Origin of the sequence: Bradyrhizobium sp. Arg816 (genome assembly GCF_029989365.1) — a bacterium.
In the GTDB taxonomy this organism is placed as follows: Bacteria; Pseudomonadota; Alphaproteobacteria; order Rhizobiales; family Xanthobacteraceae; genus Bradyrhizobium.
On the sequence record NZ_JAPRAQ010000008.1, the window covers coordinates 186,681 to 212,718 of the forward strand.

24 protein-coding genes and 1 pseudogene are annotated in these 26,038 nt (G+C 65.7%); 13 read left to right on the forward strand and 12 right to left on the reverse strand.

Features of this window, described 5'->3' with window-relative positions; genetic code table 11:
* Positions 1-64 precede the first annotated feature (64 nt).
* The 7 genes from OWC48_RS21295 to dnaK form a co-directional block, all read right to left on the reverse strand.
* Positions 65-1,366, reverse strand: coding sequence for a calcium-binding protein (locus tag OWC48_RS21295; RefSeq protein WP_282521716.1), 1,302 nt, complete (start codon positions 1,364-1,366; stop codon positions 65-67).
* A gap of 408 nt (positions 1,367-1,774) precedes the next feature.
* Complete coding sequence (locus OWC48_RS21300; protein ID WP_282521717.1) at positions 1,775-2,080, reverse strand: DUF1330 domain-containing protein; 306 nt, start codon at positions 2,078-2,080, stop codon at positions 1,775-1,777.
* An 18-nt stretch (positions 2,081-2,098) separates the two neighbouring features.
* Complete coding sequence (gene pyrF / locus OWC48_RS21305; RefSeq protein ID WP_282521718.1) at positions 2,099-2,809, reverse strand: orotidine-5'-phosphate decarboxylase; 711 nt, start codon at positions 2,807-2,809, stop codon at positions 2,099-2,101.
* Between the two features lie 6 nt (positions 2,810-2,815).
* Entirely contained in the window at positions 2,816-3,394 is a 579-nt protein-coding gene (locus OWC48_RS21310; protein WP_282521719.1) for an NADPH-dependent FMN reductase, read from the reverse strand.
* A 57-nt stretch (positions 3,395-3,451) separates the two neighbouring features.
* The gene (locus tag OWC48_RS21315) at positions 3,452-4,051 is read right to left on the reverse strand and encodes a class I SAM-dependent methyltransferase (RefSeq protein WP_028148799.1); all 600 of its coding nucleotides are present in this window, start codon (positions 4,049-4,051) and stop codon (positions 3,452-3,454) included.
* 88 nt (positions 4,052-4,139) lie between these two features.
* Complete coding sequence (dnaJ, locus tag OWC48_RS21320; RefSeq protein WP_282521720.1) at positions 4,140-5,267, reverse strand: molecular chaperone DnaJ; 1,128 nt, start codon at positions 5,265-5,267, stop codon at positions 4,140-4,142.
* Positions 5,268-5,512: 245 nt separating this feature from the next.
* The gene (gene dnaK / locus OWC48_RS21325; protein WP_014490835.1) at positions 5,513-7,414 is read right to left on the reverse strand and encodes a molecular chaperone DnaK; all 1,902 of its coding nucleotides are present in this window, start codon (positions 7,412-7,414) and stop codon (positions 5,513-5,515) included.
* Positions 7,415-7,808: 394 nt separating this feature from the next.
* Here dnaK and OWC48_RS21330 point away from each other — a divergent pair, with 394 nt between their 5' ends.
* Entirely contained in the window at positions 7,809-8,750 is a 942-nt protein-coding gene (locus tag OWC48_RS21330) for a hypothetical protein (RefSeq protein ID WP_282521721.1), read from the forward strand.
* Positions 8,751-8,862: 112 nt separating this feature from the next.
* Complete coding sequence (gene pncA / locus OWC48_RS21335) at positions 8,863-9,585, forward strand: bifunctional nicotinamidase/pyrazinamidase (protein ID WP_028155509.1); 723 nt, start codon at positions 8,863-8,865, stop codon at positions 9,583-9,585.
* A gap of 71 nt (positions 9,586-9,656) precedes the next feature.
* Here pncA and grpE read toward each other — a convergent pair whose 3' ends face one another.
* Both grpE and hrcA read right to left on the reverse strand, forming a co-directional pair.
* Entirely contained in the window at positions 9,657-10,262 is a 606-nt protein-coding gene (gene grpE, locus OWC48_RS21340) for a nucleotide exchange factor GrpE (protein ID WP_063980247.1), read from the reverse strand.
* A 96-nt stretch (positions 10,263-10,358) separates the two neighbouring features.
* The gene (hrcA, locus tag OWC48_RS21345) at positions 10,359-11,447 is read right to left on the reverse strand and encodes a heat-inducible transcriptional repressor HrcA (protein WP_014490831.1); all 1,089 of its coding nucleotides are present in this window, start codon (positions 11,445-11,447) and stop codon (positions 10,359-10,361) included.
* Positions 11,448-11,628: 181 nt separating this feature from the next.
* On the opposite strand from hrcA, the gene rph reads away from it, so the two are divergent.
* The 3 genes from rph to hemW are packed head-to-tail and all read left to right on the forward strand — an operon-like array spanning position 11,629 to position 14,130.
* A complete protein-coding gene (gene rph / locus OWC48_RS21350) occupies positions 11,629-12,342 on the forward strand; it encodes a ribonuclease PH (protein ID WP_028148792.1) in 714 nt (237 codons plus the stop codon).
* Between the two features lie 11 nt (positions 12,343-12,353).
* On the forward strand, positions 12,354-12,989 hold the full coding sequence (rdgB, locus tag OWC48_RS21355; protein ID WP_282521722.1) for an RdgB/HAM1 family non-canonical purine NTP pyrophosphatase: 636 nt from the start codon (positions 12,354-12,356) through the stop codon (positions 12,987-12,989).
* On the forward strand, positions 12,976-14,130 hold the full coding sequence (hemW, locus tag OWC48_RS21360; RefSeq protein ID WP_282521723.1) for a radical SAM family heme chaperone HemW: 1,155 nt from the start codon (positions 12,976-12,978) through the stop codon (positions 14,128-14,130). Before rdgB ends, hemW begins: the two co-directional genes overlap by 14 nt.
* A gap of 102 nt (positions 14,131-14,232) precedes the next feature.
* Here hemW and OWC48_RS21365 read toward each other — a convergent pair whose 3' ends face one another.
* Positions 14,233-15,468: a penicillin-binding protein activator gene (locus tag OWC48_RS21365; RefSeq protein WP_282521837.1), complete on the reverse strand. Its 1,236-nt coding sequence runs from the start codon at positions 15,466-15,468 to the stop codon at positions 14,233-14,235.
* 339 nt (positions 15,469-15,807) lie between these two features.
* Between OWC48_RS21365 and rsmI the strand changes: the two genes are divergently transcribed.
* From rsmI to OWC48_RS21400, 7 genes and pseudogenes are all read left to right on the forward strand, one after another.
* Positions 15,808-16,758, forward strand: coding sequence for a 16S rRNA (cytidine(1402)-2'-O)-methyltransferase (gene rsmI / locus OWC48_RS21370; RefSeq protein ID WP_282521724.1), 951 nt, complete (start codon positions 15,808-15,810; stop codon positions 16,756-16,758).
* Positions 16,745-17,144, forward strand: a pseudogene (locus OWC48_RS21375) (YraN family protein). The gene rsmI and the pseudogene OWC48_RS21375 overlap by 14 nt, the downstream one beginning before the upstream one ends.
* Before the next feature lie 10 nt (positions 17,145-17,154).
* Positions 17,155-18,099 carry a glutathione synthase gene (gene gshB / locus OWC48_RS21380; protein ID WP_282521725.1) on the forward strand — a complete coding sequence of 315 codons (945 nt, stop codon included), beginning with the start codon at positions 17,155-17,157 and terminating at the stop codon, positions 18,097-18,099.
* Between the two features lie 506 nt (positions 18,100-18,605).
* The gene (gene cpaB, locus OWC48_RS21385) at positions 18,606-19,421 is read left to right on the forward strand and encodes a Flp pilus assembly protein CpaB (protein WP_282521726.1); all 816 of its coding nucleotides are present in this window, start codon (positions 18,606-18,608) and stop codon (positions 19,419-19,421) included.
* A gap of 13 nt (positions 19,422-19,434) precedes the next feature.
* Positions 19,435-20,952: a type II and III secretion system protein family protein gene (locus tag OWC48_RS21390; protein WP_282521727.1), complete on the forward strand. Its 1,518-nt coding sequence runs from the start codon at positions 19,435-19,437 to the stop codon at positions 20,950-20,952.
* Positions 20,953-21,004: 52 nt separating this feature from the next.
* Positions 21,005-21,739, forward strand: a complete 735-nt coding sequence (locus OWC48_RS21395) for a CpaD family pilus assembly protein (RefSeq protein WP_063980257.1) — start codon at positions 21,005-21,007, stop codon at positions 21,737-21,739.
* Positions 21,736-23,028 (forward strand): AAA family ATPase, encoded by a 1,293-nt coding sequence (locus OWC48_RS21400; RefSeq protein WP_282521728.1) that lies wholly within the window; start codon positions 21,736-21,738, stop codon positions 23,026-23,028. The genes OWC48_RS21395 and OWC48_RS21400 overlap by 4 nt, the downstream gene beginning before the upstream one ends.
* A gap of 109 nt (positions 23,029-23,137) precedes the next feature.
* On the opposite strand, the gene OWC48_RS21405 is transcribed toward OWC48_RS21400, so the two are convergent.
* Positions 23,138-23,911, reverse strand: a complete 774-nt coding sequence (locus OWC48_RS21405) for a tetratricopeptide repeat protein (protein WP_282521729.1) — start codon at positions 23,909-23,911, stop codon at positions 23,138-23,140.
* Between the two features lie 79 nt (positions 23,912-23,990).
* A complete protein-coding gene (locus OWC48_RS21410) occupies positions 23,991-24,236 on the reverse strand; it encodes a PilZ domain-containing protein (RefSeq protein ID WP_027534981.1) in 246 nt (81 codons plus the stop codon).
* A 227-nt stretch (positions 24,237-24,463) separates the two neighbouring features.
* Between OWC48_RS21410 and OWC48_RS21415 the strand changes: the two genes are divergently transcribed.
* Complete coding sequence (locus OWC48_RS21415; RefSeq protein ID WP_282521730.1) at positions 24,464-26,002, forward strand: YifB family Mg chelatase-like AAA ATPase; 1,539 nt, start codon at positions 24,464-24,466, stop codon at positions 26,000-26,002.
* Positions 26,003-26,038 lie beyond the last annotated feature (36 nt).

The window sequence follows — 26,038 nt, forward strand, 5'->3', positions numbered from 1 at the left end:
CGGCACTATCACTGACTGAAATGAGGGCGGGGCGGCCTGACAGCCGCCCCGCTACTAGTCGGCACTAGACAACGTCAACGGCCGTATAACCGGCGGCAGTGTTGATTTCGGCGATCGACTCGAACGGTGTCGCGCCGCCCGTGATGCCATCGAGCTGGATGGCGCCGAAGCCGAAATCCAGCACGGTGTTGGTGCCGTCGTCGTCCACTACCACTGTAGCCGGGTCAAAGCCTGGCGGAGCGTCGACAACAACGGCATCGCCATCGGCAAAGCTGAGATCGGTGATTTCATCGTTGCCGAAGTTCGTGGCTGTGTTGTCGCCGAAATTGTGCGTATCGGTACCAGCACCGCCCGTCAGCACATCATCGCCGAGTCCACCGTTGAGGACGTCGGCGCCATTGCCGCCGTTCAACTCGTCATCGCCGTTACCGCCGTTCAGGGTGTCATTGCCGGCGCCGCCCGACAGGATGTCAGCACCAGCCCCGCCGTTCAGGACATCGGTGCCGTCGCCGCCATCGAGCGTGTCATCTCCGGCGTCGCCGTCGAGCGTGTCGTTGCCGGTTCCGCCGCTCATTTCGTCATCACCGGCGCCGCCGCTCATGACATCGTTGCCCGCGCCGCCGGCCATCTCGTCGTCTCCGGCATCGCCGAACATCGTATCGTTACCGGCGCCGCCGTCCATGATGTCGTCGCCCGCGTCGCCGTGCATGGTGTCGTTGCCATCGCCACCGTTGAGCGTATCGGCGCCCAAACCGCCGTTCAGGATGTCGTCACCGGTACCACCGTTCAGCAGGTCATTGCCAAGTCCGCCGTTCAGCGTGTCGTTGCCGGCATCGCCATTCAGAGTGTCATCTCCGAATCCACCGTTGAGTACGTCGTTACCGTCGCCGCCATTCAAGACGTCATTACCGGCGTCGCCGCTCAACGTATCGTCGCCGGCGTCGCCCCACAGGGTGTCGGCACCCGCGCCGCCATGAATGTCATCATTGCCGTCGCCGCCGTGGATGCTGTCGTCGCCGGCGTCACCAAAGAGCTGGTCAGCGCCGGTTCCGCCATCGATGGTGTCGTTGCCTTGGTCGCCATGGATGATGTCGGCGCCGGCATTTCCGTTCAGCGTGTCGTCGCCCGCGCCGCCGTTGATCGTGTCGTCGCCGGCGCCACCGGTGATCGTATCGATACCGGCATTGCCATCCAGGGTATCGTTGCCGGCACCGCCATCGATGGAATCATTGCCCGCGCCGCCGCTTACCTCATCATTGCCGTCCAGGCCAGTAATCGTGTCGTTGCCTTGAAGGCCAAAGATCTGATCGTCTCCATTCGTGCCAGGCAACACATCGTCGCCTGCTGTTCCGATGATCAGTGCCATGATCTCCACTCCCTTTGCATGGAAATGCGCGATGCGGGTCGCCTTGCGGCCCGTCACGGACGTCGCAGATTTCGGGTTGGCTTGCTGCCCATCACCGATCGATGTGGGCTCCGATCAAGCAACCTTGGATGAAAGGAGAGCGATCCAGCAATCCCCATTTGGGGACAAAAGAATACGGCAAGCTGGTGGACCCAATGACGGCCACAGTCTTCGTCTCAGGCGCGAACGGCACTCACGCGTTCAAGCGAATGAGTCCGTCAAGGTGATGCAAGGTGATGTCGGCGTGAGTGCGAGCGGAGATGTCTGCGATGCTCTCCCGATCGCGTGCGATGATCGTACGCGCGCGCTGTCCGCGGGAGCCGATAATGCTCGCGTCAATCCAGGATCGGCTCTCGCGACAATCCGTCTTCAGGGCTGCGGGCCGTCATAGCCCTCGATGATGATGAGGTCGGCGATCGAGTGCGGCGCGCGCACCTTGATGTTGGCCTGATACTCCGGCGAGTTGTAGCAGGCGATCGCGGCCTCGTAGTCCGGAAATTCAATTACGACGTTGCGGCTGCGGCTGGCACCTTCGACGGTGGTGAAGCGGCCACCGCGGACGACGTAACGTCCGCCGTGTTTCTTGAAGATCGCGAGATTGGCGACGGCATAGGGCTTGTAACCCTCGTCATTGCTCACATCGACGCGTCCGATCCAGTAGCCCTTTGCTGCCATTTTTCTTCTCCTTTGTTATTAGCCGAGCGCCTGCGCGATCTCAGCCTGGATGGCTTCCGCGATCGCCCTGGGGTCGGTGGCTTCAACCACCGGCCGTCCGACGACGAGATAATCGGCGCCCGCGGCAATTGCGCGGCCCGGCGTCATGATGCGTTTCTGGTCGCCAGTCGCAGAACCCGCCGGGCGGATGCCAGGCGTGACGAGATGCATCTGGTGGCCGACGATCTTGCGCAAGGCGCCGACCTCCTCGGGCGAGGACACCAGCCCGTCGACGCCGAGCACCTGCGCCTGCTGCGCGCGCGCTTCGACCAGCTCGGCGACGCTGAGCCGATAGCCGGCCGCGTGCAGATCGTCGTCGTTGTAGGACGTCAGCACCGTAACTGCGAGAAGCTTCAGGCTTGCGCTGCCGCGGCCTTCGACCGCGCCCTTCATGGTCTGTGGATAGGCGTGCACGGTGAGGAAGGTTGCACCCAGCCTCGCCACGCTCTCCACACCACGCGTGACGGTGTTGCCGATGTCGTGCATCTTGAGGTCGGCAAACACCTTCTTGCCCTTGTCGGCGAGCTTGCCGATCAGCGGCAGGCCGCCGGCATAAGCGAGCTGATAGCCGATCTTGTAGAAGGTGACGCTGTCGCCGAGTCTTGCGATCATCGCCTCCGCGGCGTCGACGCTGGGCAGGTCGAGCGCTACGATCAGGCGGTCTTTCGGGGCGATCTCGGCTGGCGTCATGTCACCTCACATCATGCGTTGGGAAATGTCGATCAACTGCGCTACCAGCTCCTTCAACGCGGCGACGTCGCCCTCGTTCTTGAGCCTGTCCATATCGTCATAGGCCTGGTCGGCAAAGGCGAGCGTGAGCTGGCTGGCAATCACATTGGCGTGGCAGGAGGTCAGGATCAGCCGCAATGCCTGGAGCGCACGGGCCGCACCGAGCCGGCTCTGCGAGGCGCCGGCGAGCGCGAAGGCGCGGTTACGAAACACGTCGCCGCGCGTCTCGTGCAGCTCATGTACGCGGCTGACCCAGTCGATCGCGTTCTTGAGCAGCGGCGGCACCGAGGCGTTGTATTCGGGCGAAACGATCAGCACGCCATGATGCACGCCGATCATGCGCTTGAGATTGATCGCGTGCTTGGGCACGCCGGACTTGGCCTGGAGATCGCCGTCATAGATCGGCAGCGGAAAATCGGCGAGCGAGATGCGGGTGACGTCGACACCGGCCTGGGCGAATTCATAGGCGGCGACCGCCGCCAGCTTCGCATTGTGCGAGCCGGTGCGCAGCGAGCCGGGAATGACCAGGATTTTAGGTGCGGACATCCGCTTCCATGCGTTCGGCGAAACGAGCCCGCCGTGCAAAGGGGAATGCCGGCGGAATTAGTCCTTGCGATACACCCAGACGCGGGCCGGCGGAAGGTTCATCCAGATCCGTTCTGAGGCCTCTGTGGACACGCCGGGCAGCGATTTCGGGATCGGCGGCACCACCGCATAGGTGAACTGCACGAAGGGCGCGCCCGGGGTCAGCGCCGCGAAGGCGTCGCGGACCAGCCGGAGCCGCGTCAGCATCGGTTTTGTCACGAGCGGCAGGCCGGAGACGACCGCGGAAGCCGGCGCGCTGAGCACGTTCCAGAGCGTATCGCGCAGGCGATATGCATCGCCCTGCACCACCTTGGCTTGCGGATAGCGGTCGCGCAGCAAGGCGCAGAAGCCGGGATTGTATTCGACGAGGACGAGGCGCTTCTGGTCGACGCCGCGCTCGACCAGGGCCGAGGTGATGGCGCCGGTGCCGGGCCCGAGCTCGACCACCGGTGCGTCCGAGTTGACGTCGACGTAATGCGCCATGGTCCGGGCGAGCAGCTTGCCCGAAGGCATCACTGCACCCATGTGCAGCGGCTTTTCGATCCACGATCTGAGAAAGCGCACCTCGTCATCGAGACGAGGCTTCTTCAACGCACGCGCGGACGATGGCAATGGCATGTCTGGACCGGACGGGACCGCAGGACCGCGGCGTGTCAGAAAATGGTCATAAACAGGTATAGGCCGAAGGCGATACGGTCAAGACGAGTCAGTTCGCCCGATTGCTGAAGAGATCCTTGACCTTGGCGAAGAAGCCGACCGATTCCGGCTGGGTATTGCCGGAGGAGAGCTTTTCGAATTCCGCCAGCAATTCCTGCTGCTTCTTGGTGAGATTCTGCGGGGTCTCGACGGCGACCTGGACATACATGTCGCCCATCTGGCGCGAGCGCAGCACCGGCATGCCTTTTGATGCAATGCGGAATCGGCGGCCCGACTGGGTTCCGGCCGGCACCTTCACCTTGGTTTTGCCGCTGTCGATGGTCGGCACCTCGAATTCGCCGCCGAGGGCGGCCGTCACCATCGAGATCGGCACCCGGCAGTGCAAATCGGCGCCGTCGCGCTGGAAGAGCTGGTGCTGAGCCAGCGACAGGAAGATGTAGAGGTCGCCGGGCGGGCCGCCGCGAACCCCGGCCTCGCCTTCGCCGGCGAGTCTGATCCGGGTGCCGTCCTCGACCCCCGGGGGAATGTTGACCGACAGCATCCGCTCGCGGGTGACCCGGCCCTGGCCGGAGCAGGACGGGCAGGCATCCTCGATCATCTGGCCGCGGCCCTGGCAGCCCGGGCAGGTGCGCTCCAGCGTGAAGAAGCCCTGCGACTGCCGCACACGGCCGGCGCCGCCGCAGCTCGAACAGGTCTTCGGCTTGGTGCCGGCCTTGGCGCCGATGCCCGAGCAGGCCTCGCAGGTGACCGAGACCGGAATCTCGATCTGCGCGGTCTTGCCACCAAAGGCTTCCTCGAGCGTGATTTCCATGTTGTAGCGCAGGTCGGCGCCACGCTCGCGGCCACCGCGGCCGCGCTGCCCGGCCATGCCGAACAGGTCTTCGAAGATGTCGGAGAAGGAGGAGGCGAAGCCCGCGCCGAAGCCGGCGCCGCCGCCGCCCTGCTCGAAAGCCGCATGGCCGAAGCGGTCATAGGCCGCGCGCTTGTCCTTGTCCTTGAGGACCTCGTAGGCCTCGTTGATTTCCTTGAACTTGACTTCGCTGGTGTCGTCCCCGGGATTGCGGTCCGGGTGGAATTTCATCGCAAGCTTGCGGAAGGACGATTTCAGGACGGAATCGTCGGCAGTGCGCTCGACTTCCAGGGTTTCGTAATAGCAGCGCTTGGTGGACGTGGACATGTTGAACTCGGTCTATCCAATCGCGATTCAAGTCGGAGCGGAGCAACGTCGCCATGAGACGATATAGGCAGCCCTTTGCTTCGCGGCAGAGGGCGGCACGGCGACGCTCATCATAACGGCTGGGAATTGATCGATCGTAACGGGGACACGCCCCGCCGAGCCCGACACGACGGCCTCCCCCGTGAGGGAGGAGGCCGGTAGCGCGTGTGGGGTCCAAGCCGTCCGCATCATCACCCTCTTGGGGATCAGGCGGACTTCTTGTTGTTCTTGTCGTCGTCGACTTCGGTGAATTCCGCGTCGACGACGTCGTCCTTGGCCGCATCCTTCTTGGCGTCGGCCTCGGCCTGCTGCTTGTACATGGCCTCGCCGAGCTTCATCGAAGCCTGGGCCAGCGTCTGGGTCTTGGCCTTGATCGCCTCGGCATCGTCGCCCTTCAGCGCTTCCTTGAGATCGCTGACGGCATCCTCGATGGCGCGGCGCTCGGTCTCGGCAACCTTCGAACCGTGCTCGGCGAGAGCCTTCTCGGTGGAGTGCACCAGGCCATCCGCTTCGTTCTTGGCGGTGACGGCCTCGCGGCGCTTCTTGTCCGCCTCGGCATTGGCCTCGGCGTCCTTGACCATCTTCTCGATGTCGGCTTCCGACAGGCCGCCGGAGGCCTGGATGCGGATCTGCTGCTCCTTGGCCGTGGCCTTGTCCTTGGCCGAGACGTTGACGATGCCGTTGGCGTCGATGTCGAAGGTCACCTCGATCTGCGGCATGCCGCGCGGAGCCGGCGGAATGCCCATCAGGTCGAACTGGCCGAGCATCTTGTTGTCGGCCGCCATTTCACGCTCACCCTGGAAGACGCGGATCGTGACCGCATTCTGGTTGTCCTCGGCGGTCGAGAACACCTGGCTCTTCTTGGTCGGGATCGTGGTGTTGCGGTCGATGATGCGGGTGAACACGCCGCCCAGCGTCTCGATGCCCAGCGACAGCGGGGTCACGTCGAGCAGCAGCACGTCCTTGACGTCGCCCTGGAGCACGCCGGCCTGGATCGCGGCACCGATCGCCACGACTTCGTCCGGGTTGACGCCCTTGTGCGGCTCCTTGCCGAACAGCTGCTTCACGACTTCCTGGACCTTCGGCATGCGCGACATGCCGCCGACCAGAACGACTTCGCCGATCTCACCGGCGGTGACGCCGGCGTCCTTCAGCGCCTTGCGGCAGGGCTCGACCGTCTTCTGGACGAGGTCGTCGACCAGCGCCTCGAACTTGGCGCGGGTGAGCTTCATCGTCAGATGCTTCGGGCCGGTCTGGTCCGCGGTGATGAAGGGCAGGTTGATCTCGGTCTGCGTCGTCGACGACAGCTCGATCTTGGCCTTTTCAGCGGCTTCCTTCAGGCGCTGCAACGCGAGCTTGTCGTTGCGCAGGTTGATGCCCTGCTCCTTCTGGAACTCGTCGGCGAGATAGCCGACCAGCCGCATGTCGAAATCTTCGCCGCCGAGGAAGGTGTCGCCGTTGGTCGACTTCACCTCGAACACACCGTCGCCGATTTCGAGAATGGAAATATCGAACGTGCCGCCGCCGAGATCGTACACGGCGATCGTGCCGGTCTTGGTCTTGTCCAGACCATAGGCGAGCGCGGCCGCGGTCGGCTCGTTGATGATGCGCAGCACTTCAAGGCCCGCGATCTTGCCGGCGTCCTTGGTCGCCTGGCGCTGCGCATCGTTGAAGTAAGCGGGAACGGTGATGACCGCCTGGTCGACCTTCTGGCCGAGATGGGCTTCCGCGGTCTCCTTCATCTTCTGCAGGATGAACGCAGACACCTGCGAGGGCGAGTAGGTCTGGCCGTCGGCCTCGACCCAGGCGTCGCCGTTGGAAGCCTTCACGATCTTGTACGGAACAAGCTTCTTGTCCTTCTCGACCATCGGGTCGTCGTAGCGGCGGCCGATAAGGCGCTTCACTGCGAAGAACGTACGCTCGGGATTGGTAACGGCCTGGCGCTTGGCAGGCTGGCCGACGAGGCGCTCACCGTCGTCCGTTACGGCGACGATCGAAGGCGTCGTGCGCATGCCTTCGGAATTCTCGATGACTTTGGCGTTCTTGCCATCCATCACGGCGACGCACGAATTCGTGGTGCCGAGGTCGATCCCAATGACCTTTCCCATGGTCCTGATATCCTTGTTTTTGCGGCAGGTTGGCTGGGCCCAAGAGGCACCCGATCCAAACCCCCTAAGATCAAACATCCGCGATATTGCGATGGTTGACGCTCATATAGGAGGGGGGGAGGGGCCCGCAAGGACCGAACGCAAGTTTCGGCCATGAAAACATTGGGTTTTGGAAGATCATATCCGGGCTTCACCGCCCTTGCAGGTGATGAATTATTAACAGGTTCAGGCGTCAGCCGGCCCGGCCACCGTGATCTGCCCCGCCCTGTTACCGGTGGGCCAAACCCGTTAAAAGGCGGGCGGCCGGACAGCCGCCATCAAGGCGGCTTCGCGCGACAAAGCGGCCCAATGGCCGACCATCGAACGGCCTCAATGTGAACCAATCAGAGTGCCCATGAAGCTCATCCGCCCCCTCGCCGCGCTCGCCGTCCTCGTCGCCACAGCGCTTCCGGCCCTCGCGGCCGATGCCGTTTTCCCGCCCGGCTTGCGCCTCGGCATGGTGCCGCTGGTCGGCCTGAGCACGGCCAAGACATTTCCGGGCTTCGAGAGCGAGGACGGCAACGTCAAGGTGCTGATCACCGAGCTGCCGCCGGCGGCCTATGGCGAGGTCGTGAGCGCCTTCAATTCCAATCCCGGCGGCACCGCCGGCGTCAAGCAGGACAAGATCGAGACCCCCGCAGGTCTTGCCTATTTCACCACGGAAAGCGGCAAGGCCGGCGAGACGCCGGTGAAGCGCTACTCGATGATCGTGCCGGGCGCCGGTTTCTCCGGCTATGTCGCGGTGCAGATCCCGGAGAACGCGACCAAGATCTACACCGACGAGGCGGTGCGGCAGATGTTTGCGAGCGCCGTCACCCGCAAGCAGGTCTCGGCCGAAGAGCAGATCGGGCTGATGCCGTTCAAGATCACCGATCTCGCCGACTTCAAGGACATCCGCACGCTGGCGCCGGGCTCCAGCATCATCCTGGCCGACGGCAACGAGGCCACAGGCTATGAGTCGAAGCCGTTCATGATCCTCGGCCTGATCGGCGCCACCCCGCAGCAGGCCGACGACCGCGCCCGCTTCGCCCAGGAGGCGGCGCTCCAGATCCCCGGCGTGCGCGAGTCGCGGGTCACCATGTCCGAGCCGATCCGCATCAACGGCCAGCAGGGTTTCGAGACCCGGATCGACGGCGTCAGCGGCAAGGACAAGACGCCCGTGACCGTGGTGCAGTGGATCCGCTTCTCGAGCGGCGGCGCCTCGCTGCGCATCATCGCAAGCGCCCCGCGCGACCAGTGGTCGGCCGCCTTCACCCGCTTCCGCGCCGTGCGCGACGGCATCCAGCCCAAGGGTTAGTCTCAAGGGTTAGCCCAAGCGCTGGACAGAACCGGCTGCATTTTCGGGCTTCTGTTCGTATACGAACGGAACTAGGCTCCTTCCGTTGGATCATCCCGGAGGGAGGCGAACGATGCTTGATCGACGACAAATCCTCGCGGCGCTTGGGACAAGCGCTCTCGTAGCCCTTGCTCCAACCGCGCTCCTTGCGGCCGCATCGATCAAGCCGGACGATGCCTCCGCGCTGCTCGTGATCGACGTGCAAAACTGCTTCCTGCCCGGCGGCAGCCTCGCCGTGAAGGAAGGCGAACAGGTCGTTCCCGTCATTAACAAGATGGCGAAAGCATTTGCGAACGTGGTGATGACCCAGGACTGGCACACGCCAGGCCACATCTCGTTTGCATCGGTGCACTCCGGCAAGAAGCCGTTCGAGACCGTCGATCTTCCCTACGGCAAGCAGGTGCTGTGGCCCGATCATTGCGTGCAGGGCACCGACGGTGCGGCGCTGTCGAAAGATCTCGCGATCCCGCATGCCGAGCTCATCATCCGCAAGGGGTTTCACAAGGACGTCGACAGCTATTCGGCCTTCCTCGAAGCCGACGGCAAGACCTCGACCGGCCTCGCCGGCTACCTGAAGGGCCGCAAGATCAAGCGCGTCTTTGTCGCCGGCCTCGCGACGGACTTCTGCGTCGCCTGGACCGCGCTCGATGCGCGCAAGGCGGGCTTCGAGGTCTATGTGGTGGAGGACGCCTGCCGCGGCATCGACACGCAGGGTTCGCTCGCAAAAGCCTGGGCCGACATGGCCAAAGCCGGGGTGAAGCGGATTCAGTCCGCGGATATCGCGGTGAGCGCGTAAGATAGCAATCGGTCGTTCCGGGGCGATGCAAAGCATCGAACCCGGAATGACGCCAAGGCTTGGTTCGCCGCTCAGTTCACTTCGTTGCTGTTCGCCGCCGGCGCAGCCTTGGTGCCGCCCTTGGCGACACCGACCAGCGCCGGGCGCAGCACGCGCTCGCCGATGGTGTAGCCAGCCTGCATGACCTGCACGACGGTACCCGCAGGCACCGACGCATCCGGCACCTCGTACATCGCCTGCTGGAAGTTCGGGTCGAACTTCTGGCCCTGCGGATCGAACTTCTTCACGCCGTGCTTTTCCAGCGCGTTGAGCAGCGAGCGCTCGGTGAGCTCGACGCCCTCGATCAGCGAGGTCAGGCCCGGATCGGCCGCGGCACGGGCCTCGGCCGGAACGGCATCGAGCGCACGCTGGAGATTGTCGGCGATGTCGAGCACGTCGCGGGCAAAGCCGGTGATGCCGTAGAGCCGGGCGTCGGCGACCTCCTTGGTGGTGCGTTTGCGCAGATTTTCCATCTCGGCCAGCGTCCGCAGCATGCGGTCGCGCGCCTCGGCGGCTTCCTTCTGCAACAGCTCGACCGAGCCGGGCTCCGGATCGTCGGGCATGATGTAGGGTTTTGACACCACGGGCTCGTCGGTCGGCGGGGTCGTGTCGTCGGGCTGCCGGTCTCGATCGGTCATCGGCTCTCTTCTCGAACTCGTCTCAAGGGATTGTTGGCCCGGATATCGTGCCTAAGCTCACGAAAATCAAGCGCCCGTGATCGGAGGAAACGCCGGTCAGCCCCCCAGGAGGCGGCTGACGATGCGCGCGGCGTAGTCCACGGTCGGGATCACACGGGCATAATTCAGCCGCGTCGGCCCGATCACGCCCAAAACGCCGACGATGTGGCCGGCGGCATCCCGATAGGGCGAGATGATGGTGGAGGAGCCCGACAAGGAAAACAGTTTGTTCTCCGAACCGATGAAGATCCGTACGCCCTCGGCGGTCTCGGCGCGTCCCAGAAGGTCGATCACGCCGCGCTTGGTCTCGAGATCGTCGAACAAGAGCCGAACGCGCTCCAGATCCTCCAGTGCGTGCAGATCCTCGAGCAGATTGGCGTGGCCGCGAACGATCAGCTGGCGGTCCTCGTTCTCGCCGCCGGACCAGCTCGCAATGCCGGCCGAAATCACCTTTTGCGTCAGCTGATCGAGCTCGGCGCGGGCTTCCCCGAGCGCGGTTTCGAGCTCGAGCCGCGCCTCGGCCAGCGTGCGGCCGCGGATTCGCGCATTGAGGAAATTACCGGCTTCCGTGAGCGCCGAGGAGGGAACTCCCGGCGGCAGCGACAGCACGCGGTTTTCGACCTGACCGTCCTCGCCGACCAGGATCACCAGCGCCTTCTCGGGTTCCAGACGGACGAATTCGATGTGTTTCAGCCGCGCATTGGATTTCGGGGTCAGCACGACCGCTGCGGCGCGGGTGAGACCGGACAGCCGCGTCAGCGCCTGGTCCAGCGCCGCCTCGACCGACTGCGCCTGACCGACGGAGGTGAGCTGGCTCTGGATCGACTGCCGCTCGGCGTCATTGAGGTCGCCGACCTGCATCAGGGCGTCGACGAAGAAGCGTAAGCCCAGTTCCGTCGGCAAACGGCCGGCGGAGGTGTGGGGCGCATAGATCAGGCCGAGCTGTTCCAGGTCGGCCATGACGTTGCGGACCGAGGCCGGCGACAGCGGCATCGCGATCAGCCGCGAAATATTGCGCGAGCCGACCGGCTCGCCGGTCGCGAGATAGCTTTCGACAATTTGACGAAAGATGTCGCGGGAACGCTCGTTGAGCTGGGCGAGGCCTGCGCGCGGCGCGATCAGATGGATCGGATCGTGATGGGCCACGGACGGTAACTCCTCTCAGACGCTTATAATTTGTCCATCCCCGAGGGTTCTGACAAGCGTGGCGTTTGCGGGGTGGAAAACCCGGGGTGAAAAAGCGCCGATCTTCCCCCTTGCCGCCCACCCTCACCCCACCTACAAGCACCGCGAATAGCCCTTTTCCGAGAGTTTTGGAGGATTTCCCATGCGGCCAAGCCGCCGTGCGCCCGACGAATTGCGCCCCGTGACGCTGGAGCGCGGCGTGGTCAAATATGCGGAAGGCTCCTGCCTGGTGAAATTCGGCGACACCCATGTGCTGGTCACCGCCACGCTGGAAGACCGCCTGCCGCCGTGGCTGAAGGGCCAGGGCCGCGGCTGGGTCACCGCCGAATACGGCATGCTGCCGCGCGCGACCTCCGAACGCACCCGCCGCGAGGCTTCCGCGGGCAAGCAAAGCGGCCGCACCGTCGAGATTCAGCGCCTGATCGGCCGCTCGCTTCGCACCATCGTCGATCTCGAAGCGCTCGGTGAGCGCCAGATCACGGTCGATTGCGACGTGCTCCAGGCCGACGGCGGCACGCGCACGGCCTCGATCACCGGCGCCTGGGTCGCGCTCGCCGATTGCATCAACTGGATGAAGGCGCGCAACATGATCAAGGCCAAGGTGCTGCGCGACAACGTCGCCGCGATCTCCTGCGGCATCTACAACGGCACGCCCGTGCTCGACCTCGACTATGCCGAGGATTCCGAAGCCCAAACCGACGCCAATTTCGTCATGACCGGCGATGGCCGCATCATCGAGGTGCAGGGCACCGCGGAACGCGAACCGTTCACACAGGACGAGTTCCTCGCGCTGATGGCGCTGGCCCAGAAGGGTATCGCACGGCTCGTGGACTTGCAGAAACTGGCTGTCGCGTAGTCAATAGGCCCATGCACCGCCGAATCACCGGAAAGCTCGTCATCGCGACCCACAATCCCGGCAAGCTCGCCGAGATGAAGGAGTTGCTCGCGCCTTACGGCATCGAGGCGGTGTCGGCCGGTGAGCTCGGCCTGCCCGAGCCCGACGAGACCGGCAATGATTTCCGCAGCAATGCCGCGATCAAGGCGATCGCGGCGGCGCAGGCGACGAAGCTTCCCTCCTTTGCCGACGATTCCGGCATCGTGGTCGACGCGCTCGATGGCGCGCCCGGCATCTACAGCGCGCGCTGGGCCGGTCCAGCCAAGGATTTTGCCGTTGCAATGGCGCAGATCGAGCGCCTGTTGCAGGAGCGCGGCGCCACCACGCCCGACAAGCGCACCGCGCATTTCGTATCCGCGCTCTGCGTCGCCTGGCCCGACGATCATCTCGAAGAGGTCGAGGCGCGCGTCGACGGCACCCTGGTCTGGCCGCCGCGCGGCACCGCCGGCTTCGGCTATGATCCGATGTTCCTGCCCAATGGCCACGATCGCACGTTCGGCGAGATGACCAGCATCGAGAAGCACGGCCTGCCGCCGCTTGGCCTCGGCCTGTCGCATCGCGCCCGCGCCTTCGTGAAACTGGCGGAGATCTGCCTTGAGCCGCGCTAAGCAAGCTTTCGGCGTCTATGTGCACTGGCCGTTCTGCCTGTCGAAGTGCCCCTATTGCGACTTCAACAGCCACGTCCGCCACGCTGCGATCGACGAGGCGCGCTTTGCCTCCGCCTTTGCGCGCGAGATCGCAACCACCGCGGAACGCGCACCCGGCCGTGAAGTCACCTCGATTTTCCTCGGCGGCGGCACGCCGTCGCTGATGCAGCCCGCAACCGTCGGCGCGGTGCTCGATGCCATCGGCAAGCACTGGACTGTCGCAAGCGATGTCGAGGTGACGCTGGAAGCAAACCCGACCAGCGTCGAGGCCACGCGCTTTGCCGGCTATCGCGCCGCCGGCGTCAACCGCGTCTCGCTCGGCGTGCAGGCACTCGACGATGCCTCGCTGAAAGCGCTGGGCCGCATGCACAGCGCCCGCGAGGCACTCGATGCCGTCGCCATCGCGCGCCGCTCGTTCGACCGTTATTCGTTCGACCTGATCTACGCCCGTCCCGACCAGACACCGGCGATGTGGGCCGACGAGCTGCGCCTCGCGATCGACGAAGCGGCCGAGCATCTGTCGCTCTATCAATTGACGATCGAGGAAGGCACGCCGTTCTTCGGCCTGCACCAGGCCGGCAAGCTGAAGACGCCTGACGAAGCGGTTGCGCGCGCGCTCTACGACGTCACGCAAGAGACCTGCGACAAACTCGGCCTGCCCGCCTACGAGATTTCAAATCACGCGCGGCGCGGCGCCGAGTGCCGGCACAATCTGGTGTACTGGCGCGGCGAGGAATATGCCGGCATCGGCCCCGGTGCCCATGGCCGCCTCGACATCAACGGTATCAGGCACGCCACCGCCACTGAGAAGCGCCCCGAAGCCTGGCTTATGCGGGTCGAGACCAACGGCCACGGCAACGTCACCGACGATCTCCTCAACAGCGAAGAGCGCGCCGACGAATTTCTGCTGATGGGGCTCCGCCTCGCCGAGGGCATCGACCCCGAGCGCTACAGCGCGCTGTCCGGCCGCCCGCTCGATCCCAAGCGCATCGCGCTGTTGCGCGAGGAGGGCGCGATTATCGTGGATGCTACGGGGCGCTTGCGCGTGACCAGCAGCGGATTCCCCGTGTTGGATGCGGTGGTCGCGGATTTGGCGGCTTAAGCGAGCTGCCGTAGCCCGGATGGAGCGCAGCGTAATCCGGGACGCTTTCGCCACTCGGATAGAACCCGGATTGCGCTGCGCTCCATCCGGGCTACGAAGCCATCAAGCCCCAAAGCTCTTCGGCGAGCCCGCGACTGCCACGCCGCCACCCGTCGTCACCTTCATCACGGCGAGCCCGCGCTCGTTGGTCCCATCCGCGCGGAAGCGGAACAGGCCGTCGATGCCGGCGAAGCCGGAAGGGTTGGTGAGCACATCCGCAGAGAAGCGCGTCGGGCCCTGCGTGCGCGCGAGCGCGGCGACGAGGGCGACCGCGTCATAGGCGAGCGTCGCGGTGCGGATCGGCTCGGCGCCGTATTTGGTGCGGTAGCGGCCGGAGAAGGCGCGGAAGCCGGCCGGGTCCGGCGCGGCGTAGAGACCGCCTTGCAAGTTCGCATTGGCATAGACGCGCGGATTGTCCCACAGGCCGGTGCCCAGCAGCTGGATGTTGCGCAAATTCGCGCCTGCGGCCGTCATCGCATCGGCCACCGCGACGACGGCATCGCCGTCATCAGCGATGAACAGCGCATCCGCGCTGCCGAGCTGCTGCGCCACGGTGCGTGCCGGCGTGGCGCGATCGGCGCCGTATTTCTCGAAGGCGACAATGCGGCCGCCGCGCCGCGGCACCGCCGCCTTCACCGCGGCCTCGACGACATTGCCATAGGCATTGTCGGGCACGAGCACCGCGACCGAGCGTTTTCCGATGCCGGCGGAATATTCGACGATTCGGTTGACGTCGGACTCCGGCAGGAAGCTCAGCAGAAAGACGCCGCGGCCGGCAATGCTGGAATCGGTCGAGAACGCGATCACGGAGATGCCGCGCGCACGCGCGACCTGCGCCACCGCCGGCACCGACTGCGCGAACAGCGGGCCCAAAATGATCTCGGCGCCCTCGTCGACCGCCTGCTGCGCGCCCGCCTGCGCGCCTTGCGGGCTGCCATTGTCGTCCTTGATCAGGAGCTGGATGTTGGGATTCTGGAACTCGGCCAGCGCCATCTCGGCGGCGTTGCGCATCGACTGCGCGGCAAGGCCGGCATTGCCGGCGGCCGAGAGCGGCAGGATCACGGCAACCTTCACCCCGCCGCTGCCGGCGGTGGTAGCCTGTTGCGGCGGTCCGGCCGGCTGCGCCGGGGCCGGGGAGGAGCTGCTGAACGGGTTGGAGAACTGGCTAAGACTCTGCTGCACGCCGGCGCAGGCCGACAGCAAAGGGGCGCCGAGCAACAGGCCGAGCGCGCTTCGCCGGGTCGCTCCTGATAATCGGGAGCCCTGAACGGGAGATTTTGGATCGCGCGGGCCCAGCATCATAACTTCTCTTCTGACCGGCCGTCGGCCGGCCGGTCACAACATTCTTTCCACGACACAAGCCGCGGATTCAGGCATAATGTCGGCAAATAGTTAACTAAAACAAAAGGATAATGACCACTTAACGCGGCCGCACCTCAAGCCCTGGCTAGCCGTCCACCCTCCGTCACCCGCATCAAGGCGGCGTTTCCGCCGCGAATATGGCGCCGACGCTTCATTCCCTCTGCAATGTGATGCCGGATGGATCACATTCCAGTCCTTCCTCACCCCTGACCTGGCGCGATCTTTTTCCGAGGACCGGTTCCCAGCCCCGGGGATCATGCCTAAGTTCGATTCATTATGCGCGCAAAGCCGAGCCCGATAAACACACCTGAAACGACGGATCCCGCCTCGCGCGGCTTCTCCATCGACGCCCATCGGCTGACGGCGCCGAAGGCGGCGCCGGGCCTCCATCTGGTCGCGACCCCCATCGGCAATCTCGGCGACATCACGTTGCGCGCGCTTCAGACGCTCGCCGGCGTCGACGTCATCGCCTGCGAGGACACCCGCATCACGCGGCGCCTGACCGAGCGCTACGCGATCACCGCGCAGCTCAAGCAATATCACGAGCACAACGCGGAAGCGGCGCGTCCGAGGATCCTGGAGGCGCTGGGGCAGGGCGGCTCGATCGCGCTGGTATCGGATGCCGGCACGCCGCTGATCTCCGACCCCGGTTTCAAGCTGGTGCGCGAGGTCTGCGCGGCCGGCCATGCGGTCTATGCGCTGCCCGGCCCGTCCTCGGTGCTGGCCGCGCTGTCGGTCGCCGCATTGCCGACCGACCGCTTCTTCTTCGAGGGCTTCCTGCCGGCGAAATCCGCCGCGCGAAAGTCGCGCCTTGCGGAACTCGCCCGCATCGATGCGACGCTGGTGATGTTCGACTCCGGCAACCGCGTGCAGGACACGCTCGCCGAGCTTGCCGAGATCATGGGGACGCGCGAAGCCGCGATCTGCCGCGAATTGACGAAACTGCACGAGGAGATTTCGCGCGCGCCGCTGCAGGAGCTGGCACGCGGGGCGGACACGCTGGAGACGCGCGGCGAATTCGTGCTGGTGATCGCGCCGCCTGCGGCGGACGCGGAGCTGCTGACGCCGGATGCGCTCGACGGTCTCCTGCGCGAGCAGCTCGCCGCGCACAGCGTCAAGGATGCCGTCGCGCATGCGGTCGCGCTGTCGGGCCGGCCGCGCCGCGAGGTCTATGCCCGCGCGCTCGAGCTCGCAAAGGACCTGAGGGACGGCGATGGCGAAGACTGAGGGCGCGGAACCGAAAGTCGCCTCGCCCGAGCGCGTCGCCGCGTTCCGCACCGGCATCTCCGCGGAGAGCCGCGCCGCCGCCTATCTCATGGCCAAGGGCTACCGCATCCTCGCCAAGCGCTACCGCACACCCCATGGCGAGATCGACATCGTGGCGCGCCGCCGCAACCTGATCGCCTTCGTCGAGGTCAAGGCCCGCGCGACGCTGGATGACGCCGCCTTCGCCGTGACGGCGCGCCAGCAGCAGCGCAATCATCGACGCCGCGCAAGGCTGGCTCGTGGCGCATCCCGAGCATGCCGAATTCGAACTGCGATTCGACGCCATGCTGATTGCGCCGCGCTCACTTCCGCGCCATGTGTTGGCGGCATTCGACGCCTCGACCTGAAAGGCAGACCATGAAACTGAACGTCGCCGTCCAGATGGACCCCATCGCCCGTATCAACATCAAGGGCGATTCCACCTTTGCACTGCTCCTGGAGGCGCAGAAGCGCGGCCATGGCCTGTCCTATTACACGCCTGACAAGCTCTCGATGGTCGGCGAGGAGATCGTCGCGCCCATCCAGCTCCTGACCGTGCGCGACGAGCCCGGCAATCACTTCACGCTGGGCGAGCCCAGGCGCGAAGCGCTCAACGGCTTCGACGTGGTGCTGCTGCGCCAGGATCCGCCGTTCGATCTCGCCTACATCACCTCGACGCATTTCCTGGAGCGCATCCATCCGAAGACGCTGGTGGTCAACGATCCCGCCTCGGTGCGCAACGCGCCGGAAAAACTGTTCGTGATGAACTTTCCGCAGCTGATGCCGCCGACGCTGATCTCGCGCGACCTCGACGAGATCAACGCGTTCCGGGATAAGCATGGCGCCGTCGTGATGAAGCCGCTGCACGGCCATGGCGGCGCGGCAGTGTTCCGCGTGATGCCGCAGGACATGAATTTCGGCTCGCTGTTCGACATGTTCTCGGTCACCTTCAAGGAGCCCTGGGTGATCCAGCAGTTCATCCCCGAGGTGAAGCACGGCGACAAGCGCATCATCCTCGTCAACGGCGAGTTCGCCGGCGCGGTGAACCGCGTGCCGGCCGCCGACGACCTCCGCTCCAACATGGTCCGTGGCGGCGCCGCGCAGGAGACCGAGCTCACGCCACGCGAGCGCGAGATCTGCGCCACCGTCGGCCCGGCGCTGCGCGAGCGCGGCCTGCTGTTCGTCGGCATCGACGTCATCAACGGCAACCTCACCGAGATCAACGTGACATCGCCGACGGGCATCCGCGCCATCGCGCGGCTCGGCGGCCCTGATGTCGCGGCGAAACTCTGGGACGTGATCGAGCAGAAGCGGGCGAAGTAGGGCGCTCACGCGTAGCCCGGATGGAGCGCAGCGAAATCCGGGATCTCACAACGCGCTGCACGACCCCGGATTGCGCTTCGCTCCATCCGGGCTACGGACATCAATTGAAACACGAGGCACCACGCTCCTCACCCTGAGGAGCCGCGCTTGCGCGGCGTCTCGAAGGGGCGAGGCCACCGGCCGGGCCTTCATCCTTCGAGACGCTTGCTGCGCAAACCCCTCAGGATGAGGAGCGACTACCGCGCACGCTGCGCGAAGCGCCCATGACTAACCACCCATTCACCATGACGCCGCGCGCATCGTTCGAACGAACGTCCCGCCCTGCGTGAATCTACGGGGCCATTGACCGACCGGATAACGCGACGTTCACCATCTGCCCAGAACGCGCATCGTCACGGGCCATCACACTCGGCCTCGCAACACCCCTTATACTTTTACTCCCTACTCATCGACGCAGGGGAACCCGCCACGTGCGGTTCGAGTACCCCGCGTAAGAGTAGAAGCGTATGAACACCGCACGCATTGTCGTTCTCGTCATCGCGCTGGGCGCCGGCGGTGTCGCTGCGTATCTGGCGAGCGGCTTTGACAACAAGCCCGCGCCCGCCCTTCCCGTCGCCGAAAAGCTGCCGACGGTCGAGGTGCTGATCGCGAAGAACGACATCCAGCTCGGCCAGGCCGTGAAACCCGAGGATCTGCAATGGCAGTCCTGGCCGGCGGCGACCGCGAGCAGCGCCTTCATCCGCCGCGACAGCAGGCCCGACGCCCAGACCCAGATCGCAGGCTCGATCGCGCGCGTGCCATTGATGCAGGGCGAGCCGATCCGCGAGCAGAAGCTGGTGAGGGCCGAGGGCTCGGGCTTCATGGCCGCGATCCTGCCCTCCGGCATGCGGGCCGTCTCCACCGAGATTTCAGCCGAGACCGGCGCCGGCGGCTTCATCCTGCCGAACGACCGCGTCGACATCGTCCTGACACGGCGCCTGAAGAACCCTGATGGCGCCAACGGCGCGACCGGCGGCAACGACCTGATCCTGTCTGAGGTCATCCTGAGCAACATCCGTGTGCTCGCGATCGACCAGGCGCCGAAAGAAAAAGACGGCCAGAACGCCGTGCTCGGCAAGACCGTCACGCTCGAGCTCAAGCCGGACCAGGTCGCGACGCTGTCGGCCTCGCGCCAGGGCGGCACGCTGACGCTCGCGTTGCGAAGCATCGCCGATGCCAACGCGTCGGAGATTTCGATCGAAGACCTGGCGGCCAAGCGGCCCGGCGGCGTGAACGTGATCCGCTTCGGGGTGCAGGCACGGCAACTGACGTCACAGAAGTGATGATGGGGACACCATGAACTACGGGGATGATCGAACGGGCCTGCGCATTCGGGGGAAGCGCGCACGCTCGTTCTGGACGGGGGCGGTGCTGATGCTGGGGCTGATCGCAGCTCCCGACTTCGTCACCGCGGCGGATGCGCCGGTCGGCGACCAGGCGCCGATGCAGGCGCCGGATCTCGGCGTGTCGCCGGTTTCGACCATCGCGCCGGCGCGCACGCGCTCGCTGTCGCTCGGCGTCGGCAAGTCCGTCGTCATCGACCTGCCGCGCGAGGTCAAGGACGTGCTGGTGGCCGATCCCAAGATCGCCAATGCAGTGATCCGCTCGTCGCAGCGCGCCTATATCATTGGCGGCCAGGTCGGCCAGACCAACGTCGTGTTCTTCACCGCCGACGGCCAGCAGGTTGCCTCCTACGACATCGCGGTGAAGCGTGATCTCAACGGCATGCGCACCGCGCTGCGCCAATCGCTGCCGGGCGTGCAGATCGAAGGCGTCGGCGACAGCGTGATGCTGACCGGCTCGGTGTCGAGCCCGATCGAGGCCCAGCAGGCCGGCGACGTCGCCGCAAAACTCGTTGGCGGCGCGGACAAGGTGGTCAACAACATCGTCGTGCGCGGCCGTGACCAGGTGATGCTCAAGGTCGTGGTCGGCGAAGTCCGCCGCGACATCGTCAAGCAGCTCGGCGTCGACCTCAGCGCCAGCCTGAATGCCGGGACTGCGGTCGTGAACTTCAACAATTCCAACCCGTTCTCGGTCTCTGGCGGACCGATCGTCGGCAGCAACGGGCTCGGCGTGGCCGGCCTCGCCAAGGGTGTCGCCACCGTCAGCGCCACGATGCGCGCGATGGAAAGCGCCGGCGTCATGCGCACGCTTGCCGAACCGAGCCTGACCGCGATCTCGGGTGAATCCGCCACCTTCATCGCCGGCGGCGAATTCCCGATCCCTGCAGGCTATTCCTGCGATCCGGTCACCCACGTCTGTACCACCCAGGTCACCTACAAGAAGTTCGGCATCTCGCTGAACTTCACCCCGCTCGTGCTCAGCGAAGGCCGTATCAGCCTGCGCGTGATGACCGAGGTCTCGGAGCTGTCGAACACGAATGCGATCACGCTGACGCAGGCGGTGTCCTCGACCTCGAGCAACTCGATCACCATCCCCTCGGTCCAGACCCGCCGCGCCGAGACCACGCTGGAGATTCCCTCCGGGGGCTCGATGGCGATGGCCGGGCTGATCCAGCAGAAGACCAAGCAGGCCATCAACGGCCTGCCCGGCGTCGACCAGGTGCCGATCATCGGCGCGCTGTTCCGCAGCCAGGACTTCGTCAACAACGAGACCGAGCTGATGGTGATCGTGACGCCCTATGTGGTGCGCGCGGTCGCCCAGAAGGAATTGTCGCGACCAGACGACGGCTTTGCGCCGGCCTCGGACGCGCAGACGGCGCTGCTCGGCCGCATGAACCGGCTCTATGGCATCGCGCGCAGCGTCGATCCGATGGAAGGCAGCCGCGGCGATTTCGGCTTCATCATCGACTGAGACGGACGGTTTGGGGACCGGGGCAAGAAACGGGGCAAGAGGGGACAAAGCGATGACGAAGACGATCGCCGATCGACGTCGCAACCTGCGGATCGCGCTGGCGCTGACGGGGCTTTCCGTCATGCTCGGCGCCTGCAACACCACCGGGGACATCGTCACCCAGACGGTGCCGACCGACTATCGCCAGCGCCACCCGATCGCGGTGCAGGAAGCCAAGAAGTCGATCGTGATCTTCGTCGGCAAGGCGCGCGGGGGCCTCTCCACCGCGCAGCACGCGGACGTCGCGGGCATTGCCAGGGACTGGGTGCGCGAAGGCACCGGTTCAGTGGTCGTCGACGTGCCGAGCGACGCTGCGAATTCACGCGCCGCGGCGGCGACCTATCACGAAATCCGGTCGGTGCTCGCATCCGGCGGCGTGCCGTCGCGCGCCATCGTCCAGCATCCCTATCGCCCCGAGGATCCCGGCCTGCTGCCGACCATCCGCCTGAGCTATTCGAAGATCGCCGCGGTCGCCGGCCCCTGCGGGCTGTGGCCGGAAGACGTCGGTCCGAACATCCTCGACCCCGGCTACAACGAGAACCGGCCGTACTTCAATCTGGGCTGCGCCAGCCAGCGCAACCTCGCGGCCATGATCGACAACCCCGCCGACCTCGAGCAGCCGCGGGCGGAGACGCCCGCCTACACTGCACGGCGCGAGATCGCCTTCGAGCGCTACCGCAAGGGCATGGCGACCACGACCATGTATCCCGAGGCCGAAAAGGCCAAACTCAGCGACACCGGCAAATGACAAGTTTTCACGACGACGAAGAAGCGGACGACCCGCGGCACCCCGAGGACCACATTGCGCCGGTTCCTCGCATCTCGGTGCAGGCCTTTTGCGAGACCGAGCAGACGCTCGCCGCGATCACCGCCGCCGGGCAGGATCGCCGTCTCGCCAAGGCGCATCTCACCGCCAAGGGCGGCGGCCTTGCCGCGGCCATCGAAGTCTATGACACGATGCCGACGCCGAACGTCATCGTGATCGAATCCGACGGCACACGCGATATCCTCGAGGGCCTCGACGATCTCGCCGGCGTCTGCGATCCCGGCACCCGGGTGGTCGTGATCGGCAACCCCAACGACACCGCGCCCTATCGCGAGCTGGTCCGCCGCGGCGTCAACGACTACGTGGTGGGACCGGTCGAAACCCTCGACGTCGTCCGCTCGATCTGCAGCCTGTTCTCGGCCTCGGAAGCCATCATCACCGGCCGCGTCATCGCGGTGGTCGGCGCCAAGGGCGGCGTCGGTGCGTCCACGGTCGCGCACAACGTGGCCTGGACTATCGCGCGCGACCTCGCGCTCGATTCTGTCGTGATCGATCTCGACCTCGCCTTCGGCACCGCCGGCCTCGACTACAACCAGGACCCGGCGCAGGGCATCGCCAACGCGGTGCTCTCGCAGGACCGGCCGGACACGGCGCTGATGGAGCGCCTGCTCGCCAAATGCACCGAGCGCCTCAGTCTCCTCGCTGCGCCCGCGACGCTCGACCGCGTCTACGATTTCGGCGCCGAAGCTTTTGATGCGATCTTCGATACGCTGCGCATGACCACGCCCTGCATCGTGCTCGACGTTCCCCACCAATGGTCGGGCTGGACGCGCCGCGCGCTCGTCAATGCCGACGACATCGTGATCGTGGCCGAGCCCGATCTGGCCAATCTGCGCAACACCAGGAACATGCTGAGCGTGCTCAAGGCGGCACGGCCCAACGACCGTCCGCCGCTGTACTGCATCAACCAAGTCGGCATGCACAAGCGCGCGGAGATCGACGTCAAGGCGTTCGCCAAGACCATGGAGAGCCAGCCGATCGCGGCGATCCCGTTCGACTCGAAACTGTTCTCGACCGCGGCCAACAACGGCCAGATGATCGCGGAGGTCTCCAAGAACCACCGCACCACCCTTCTGTTCCAGAACATGGCGAACCGCCTCGCCGGGCGTGGCGAGGTGAAGAAGCCGAAGCGCTCGCTGCTCGGACCGCTCCTGAAGAAGCTCAAGGGCAGGGCGGGTCGCGGGTCAGCCCCGCATCGCAAGGTGTCGTAAGCGAAACAGCGGTGTTGTCTCCGTTCCCTCCCCCCTTGCGGGGGAGGGAACGCACATCCGACGAGGCGCTAGGCGAGTTTCATCCCATAAGGTCCTAAGAGAGAGCGGGCTATTTGTCCGCCCGCTGCTGCTTCTTCGCCAGCAACTGCCGCAGCGCCGTGACCTTTGCTGCGGCCTGATCCGGCGGCAGGTCGGCCTTCACGATGGTCTCGGCCTCGGCCTGCTTTCCCTGCAGTCCCACGACGAGCGCCAGATTGGCGCGCACGCGGGAATCGGCGCGATTGCGCTCATAGGCGCGGCGCAGCGTTTCCTCGGCCCGCGGCAGATTGTTCTGGAGCATGTAGGACAGGCCGAGATTGGACAGAACCTGCGGCTCTTCGGGCACAATCTTCAGCGCTGCCGCATAATATTGCTGCGCCTCTTCGTTGCGACCGAGCTGATCGAGCGCCGCGCCTTGCGCCGACAGGATGCGCCAATCCGGATCCTCGGGCGTATGTGCGCGGCTGAGCACATCGAAAGCCTGCTGGAAATTGCCGCTGTCGGCGAGCGCGCGGCCGTAGCCGGCGAGCAGCGCCTTGTTGCTGGGATGGGCGAGCACGGCCTGCTCCATCACCGCAACGGCCTGGGCGCGCTGGCCGGTCTCGCGCAGCGCCGTGCCATAGTCGAGCGCGACGTTGGGATCGGAAGGCTTGGCGCGATAGCGCTCGCGAAGCGCGTCCATGTCCGGCTTCGGATCGGCCCTGCCAGCGGTTTCCGACTTGCCGCCGAGCGCGCCGGTGATGTCCTCCAGACTCGTGGTCTGGCAGCCGCCGAGGGCAAGCATCACGAGCGCGGAAAGCAGGAATCTCGCCGGCGGAGAGGCAAGGGACGAACGCTTGGGCATACTCTGATCACTCGGCGACTGATCAGCGATGCTTACCGATTAACGCTAAAGTCCAGTTAAGGAACCCGGCCGGTCCGGCTCAATCGGTGAACTCGGCGCCGAATTCGCAGCCGATGCGCCAGCGCAGGCGGCATTGGCGGGAATAATCGGGCGCGAAGATGATGGTGAATTGCGGCGGCACTTCCAGAAACTCCGCCACCACTTTCACCCCGCCATCCGAGATATCCGTGATCGTGCAGTCTCGCGGCAGCGATCCCGCGCCAAAGTGAATCTTGGCGAGCCGAGTGCATACCCGTCGTTCGCTTCTGCGGCGATTTGCAAGCATTTGAATTGTTCACCCGTTAGATCACGGCCCATCCCGCAGCTCTAGGAGTAGCGAACATTCGTTGGGATGTGCTGATGAGAGCCGCTCGCATTCGAGGCGTAGTGTCGGCGTGATGTTTACGACCGGTTAGGGTTTTCCTGGCCCTCAGGGATGTTCTTGTATTGTTCTTGCAAGAAAGATCGGGCTCTGCTACCCCTAATTGTGCGAGAGGGCAGGCTGGTTCGGGCATGGTTCAGCGGGTTTCTACCGTCGCCTTTGAGGGGATCGAGGCCCGCGCGGTCGACGTGCAGGTGCAGGTCGCGCCCGGCCTGCCGGCCTTTGCCATCGTCGGCCTGCCCGACAAGGCGGTGTCGGAGGCACGTGAGCGCGTCCGCTCGGCGCTGATTGCCTCGGGGCTGGCGCTGCCGGCGCGGCGGATCATCGTCAATCTCGCGCCCGCCGACCTGCCCAAGGAGGGCAGCCATTACGACCTGCCGATCGCGCTCGGGCTGATGGCCGCAATCGGCGCGATCCCGCCGGATGCGCTGACCGGTTTTACCGTTCTCGGCGAGCTCGGTCTCGACGGCTCGATCGCGCCGGTGGCCGGCGTGCTTCCCGCCGCGATCGGCGCCAATGTGCGCGAGGAAGGCTTGATCTGCCCGGCAGCCTGCGGCTCGGAGGCGGCGTGGGCGAGCCCGGACATCCAGATCATCGCGGCCCAATCGCTGATCCAGATCGCCAACCATTTCAAGGGCACGCAGGTGCTGTCGCGGCCCACGCCGCGCGTGCACGAGGTCGCCGCCTCCCCGCTCGACCTGCGCGACATCAAGGGCCAGGAGAGCGCCAAGCGCGCGCTGGAGATCGCGGCCGCCGGCGGACATCACCTGCTCATGATCGGCGCACCCGGTGCCGGCAAGTCGATGCTGGCGGCACGCCTGCCCTCGATCCTGCCGCCGCTGTCGCCGGGCGAATTGCTCGAAGTCTCCATGATCGCCTCCGTTGCCGGCGAGATCCAGGGCGGTGCGCTGACCGCGCGGCGGCCGTTCCGTTCACCGCATCACTCCGCCAGCATGGCCGCGCTCACCGGCGGCGGCATGCGCGCAAAACCCGGCGAGATCTCGCTCGCGCATCAGGGCGTGCTGTTCCTCGACGAGCTGCCCGAATTCGATCCGCGCGTGCTGGATTCGCTGCGCCAGCCGCTGGAGAACGGCGAGGTCTCCGTCTCCCGCGCCAATCATCGCGTGACTTATCCCGCGCGCTTCATGCTGGTCGCGGCGATGAATCCGTGCCGCTGCGGCCATGCGTTCGAGCCCGGCTATGCCTGCAAGCGCGGCCGCATCGATCGCTGCACCGGCGACTACCAGGCGCGCATCTCCGGTCCGCTGATGGACCGCATCGATTTGCGCATCGAGGTTCCCGCGGTGACCGCAGCGGATCTGATCCTGCCTCCGCCGGCCGAGGGCTCGGCGGAAGTCGCCGCGCGCGTGGCAGCCGCGCGCGACATCCAGCTCGCGCGCTACGCGGATGCGGGCCTGCCGCATGTTCGCACCAATGCCGAGGCGCCAGCCTCGGTGTTGGAAGACGTCGCCAAGCCGGATGCGCAAGGCGCCAAATTGCTGCGCGACGCCGCCGAGACCATGCGGCTGTCGGCGCGCGGCTATCACCGCGTGCTGCGGGTGGCCCGCACGCTCGCCGATCTCGACGGCGCCGACAAGATCGGCCGGCTGCATCTCGCCGAGGCGCTGTCCTACCGCGCACTCGCGGAGGATGTGCGGCAGATGGCCTGATCATTCCGCGCATCAACCCGGCGGTAACGAGTTTCC

Coding starts and splice junctions, on each gene's coding strand:
- OWC48_RS21400 (WP_282521728.1), top strand. CDS start 21,736: ATGACAAGTTTTCACGACGACGAAGAAGCGGACGACCCGCGGCACCCC.
- OWC48_RS21300 (WP_282521717.1), bottom strand. CDS start 2,080: ATGGCAGCAAAGGGCTACTGGATCGGACGCGTCGATGTGAGCAATGAC.
- pncA (WP_028155509.1), top strand. CDS start 8,863: ATGCTTGATCGACGACAAATCCTCGCGGCGCTTGGGACAAGCGCTCTC.
- gshB (WP_282521725.1), top strand. CDS start 17,155: ATGAAACTGAACGTCGCCGTCCAGATGGACCCCATCGCCCGTATCAAC.
- grpE (WP_063980247.1), bottom strand. CDS start 10,262: ATGACCGATCGAGACCGGCAGCCCGACGACACGACCCCGCCGACCGAC.
- OWC48_RS21410 (WP_027534981.1), bottom strand. CDS start 24,236: ATGCTTGCAAATCGCCGCAGAAGCGAACGACGGGTATGCACTCGGCTC.
- OWC48_RS21310 (WP_282521719.1), bottom strand. CDS start 3,394: ATGTCCGCACCTAAAATCCTGGTCATTCCCGGCTCGCTGCGCACCGGC.
- cpaB (WP_282521726.1), top strand. CDS start 18,606: ATGAACACCGCACGCATTGTCGTTCTCGTCATCGCGCTGGGCGCCGGC.
- OWC48_RS21390 (WP_282521727.1), top strand. CDS start 19,435: ATGAACTACGGGGATGATCGAACGGGCCTGCGCATTCGGGGGAAGCGC.
- OWC48_RS21315 (WP_028148799.1), bottom strand. CDS start 4,051: ATGCCATTGCCATCGTCCGCGCGTGCGTTGAAGAAGCCTCGTCTCGAT.
- OWC48_RS21330 (WP_282521721.1), top strand. CDS start 7,809: ATGAAGCTCATCCGCCCCCTCGCCGCGCTCGCCGTCCTCGTCGCCACA.
- OWC48_RS21395 (WP_063980257.1), top strand. CDS start 21,005: ATGACGAAGACGATCGCCGATCGACGTCGCAACCTGCGGATCGCGCTG.
- OWC48_RS21415 (WP_282521730.1), top strand. CDS start 24,464: ATGGTTCAGCGGGTTTCTACCGTCGCCTTTGAGGGGATCGAGGCCCGC.
- pyrF (WP_282521718.1), bottom strand. CDS start 2,809: ATGACGCCAGCCGAGATCGCCCCGAAAGACCGCCTGATCGTAGCGCTC.
- rph (WP_028148792.1), top strand. CDS start 11,629: ATGCGGCCAAGCCGCCGTGCGCCCGACGAATTGCGCCCCGTGACGCTG.
- OWC48_RS21405 (WP_282521729.1), bottom strand. CDS start 23,911: ATGCCCAAGCGTTCGTCCCTTGCCTCTCCGCCGGCGAGATTCCTGCTT.
- dnaK (WP_014490835.1), bottom strand. CDS start 7,414: ATGGGAAAGGTCATTGGGATCGACCTCGGCACCACGAATTCGTGCGTC.
- dnaJ (WP_282521720.1), bottom strand. CDS start 5,267: ATGTCCACGTCCACCAAGCGCTGCTATTACGAAACCCTGGAAGTCGAG.
- OWC48_RS21295 (WP_282521716.1), bottom strand. CDS start 1,366: ATGGCACTGATCATCGGAACAGCAGGCGACGATGTGTTGCCTGGCACG.
- rsmI (WP_282521724.1), top strand. CDS start 15,808: ATGCGCGCAAAGCCGAGCCCGATAAACACACCTGAAACGACGGATCCC.
- rdgB (WP_282521722.1), top strand. CDS start 12,354: ATGCACCGCCGAATCACCGGAAAGCTCGTCATCGCGACCCACAATCCC.
- OWC48_RS21365 (WP_282521837.1), bottom strand. CDS start 15,468: ATGCTGGGCCCGCGCGATCCAAAATCTCCCGTTCAGGGCTCCCGATTA.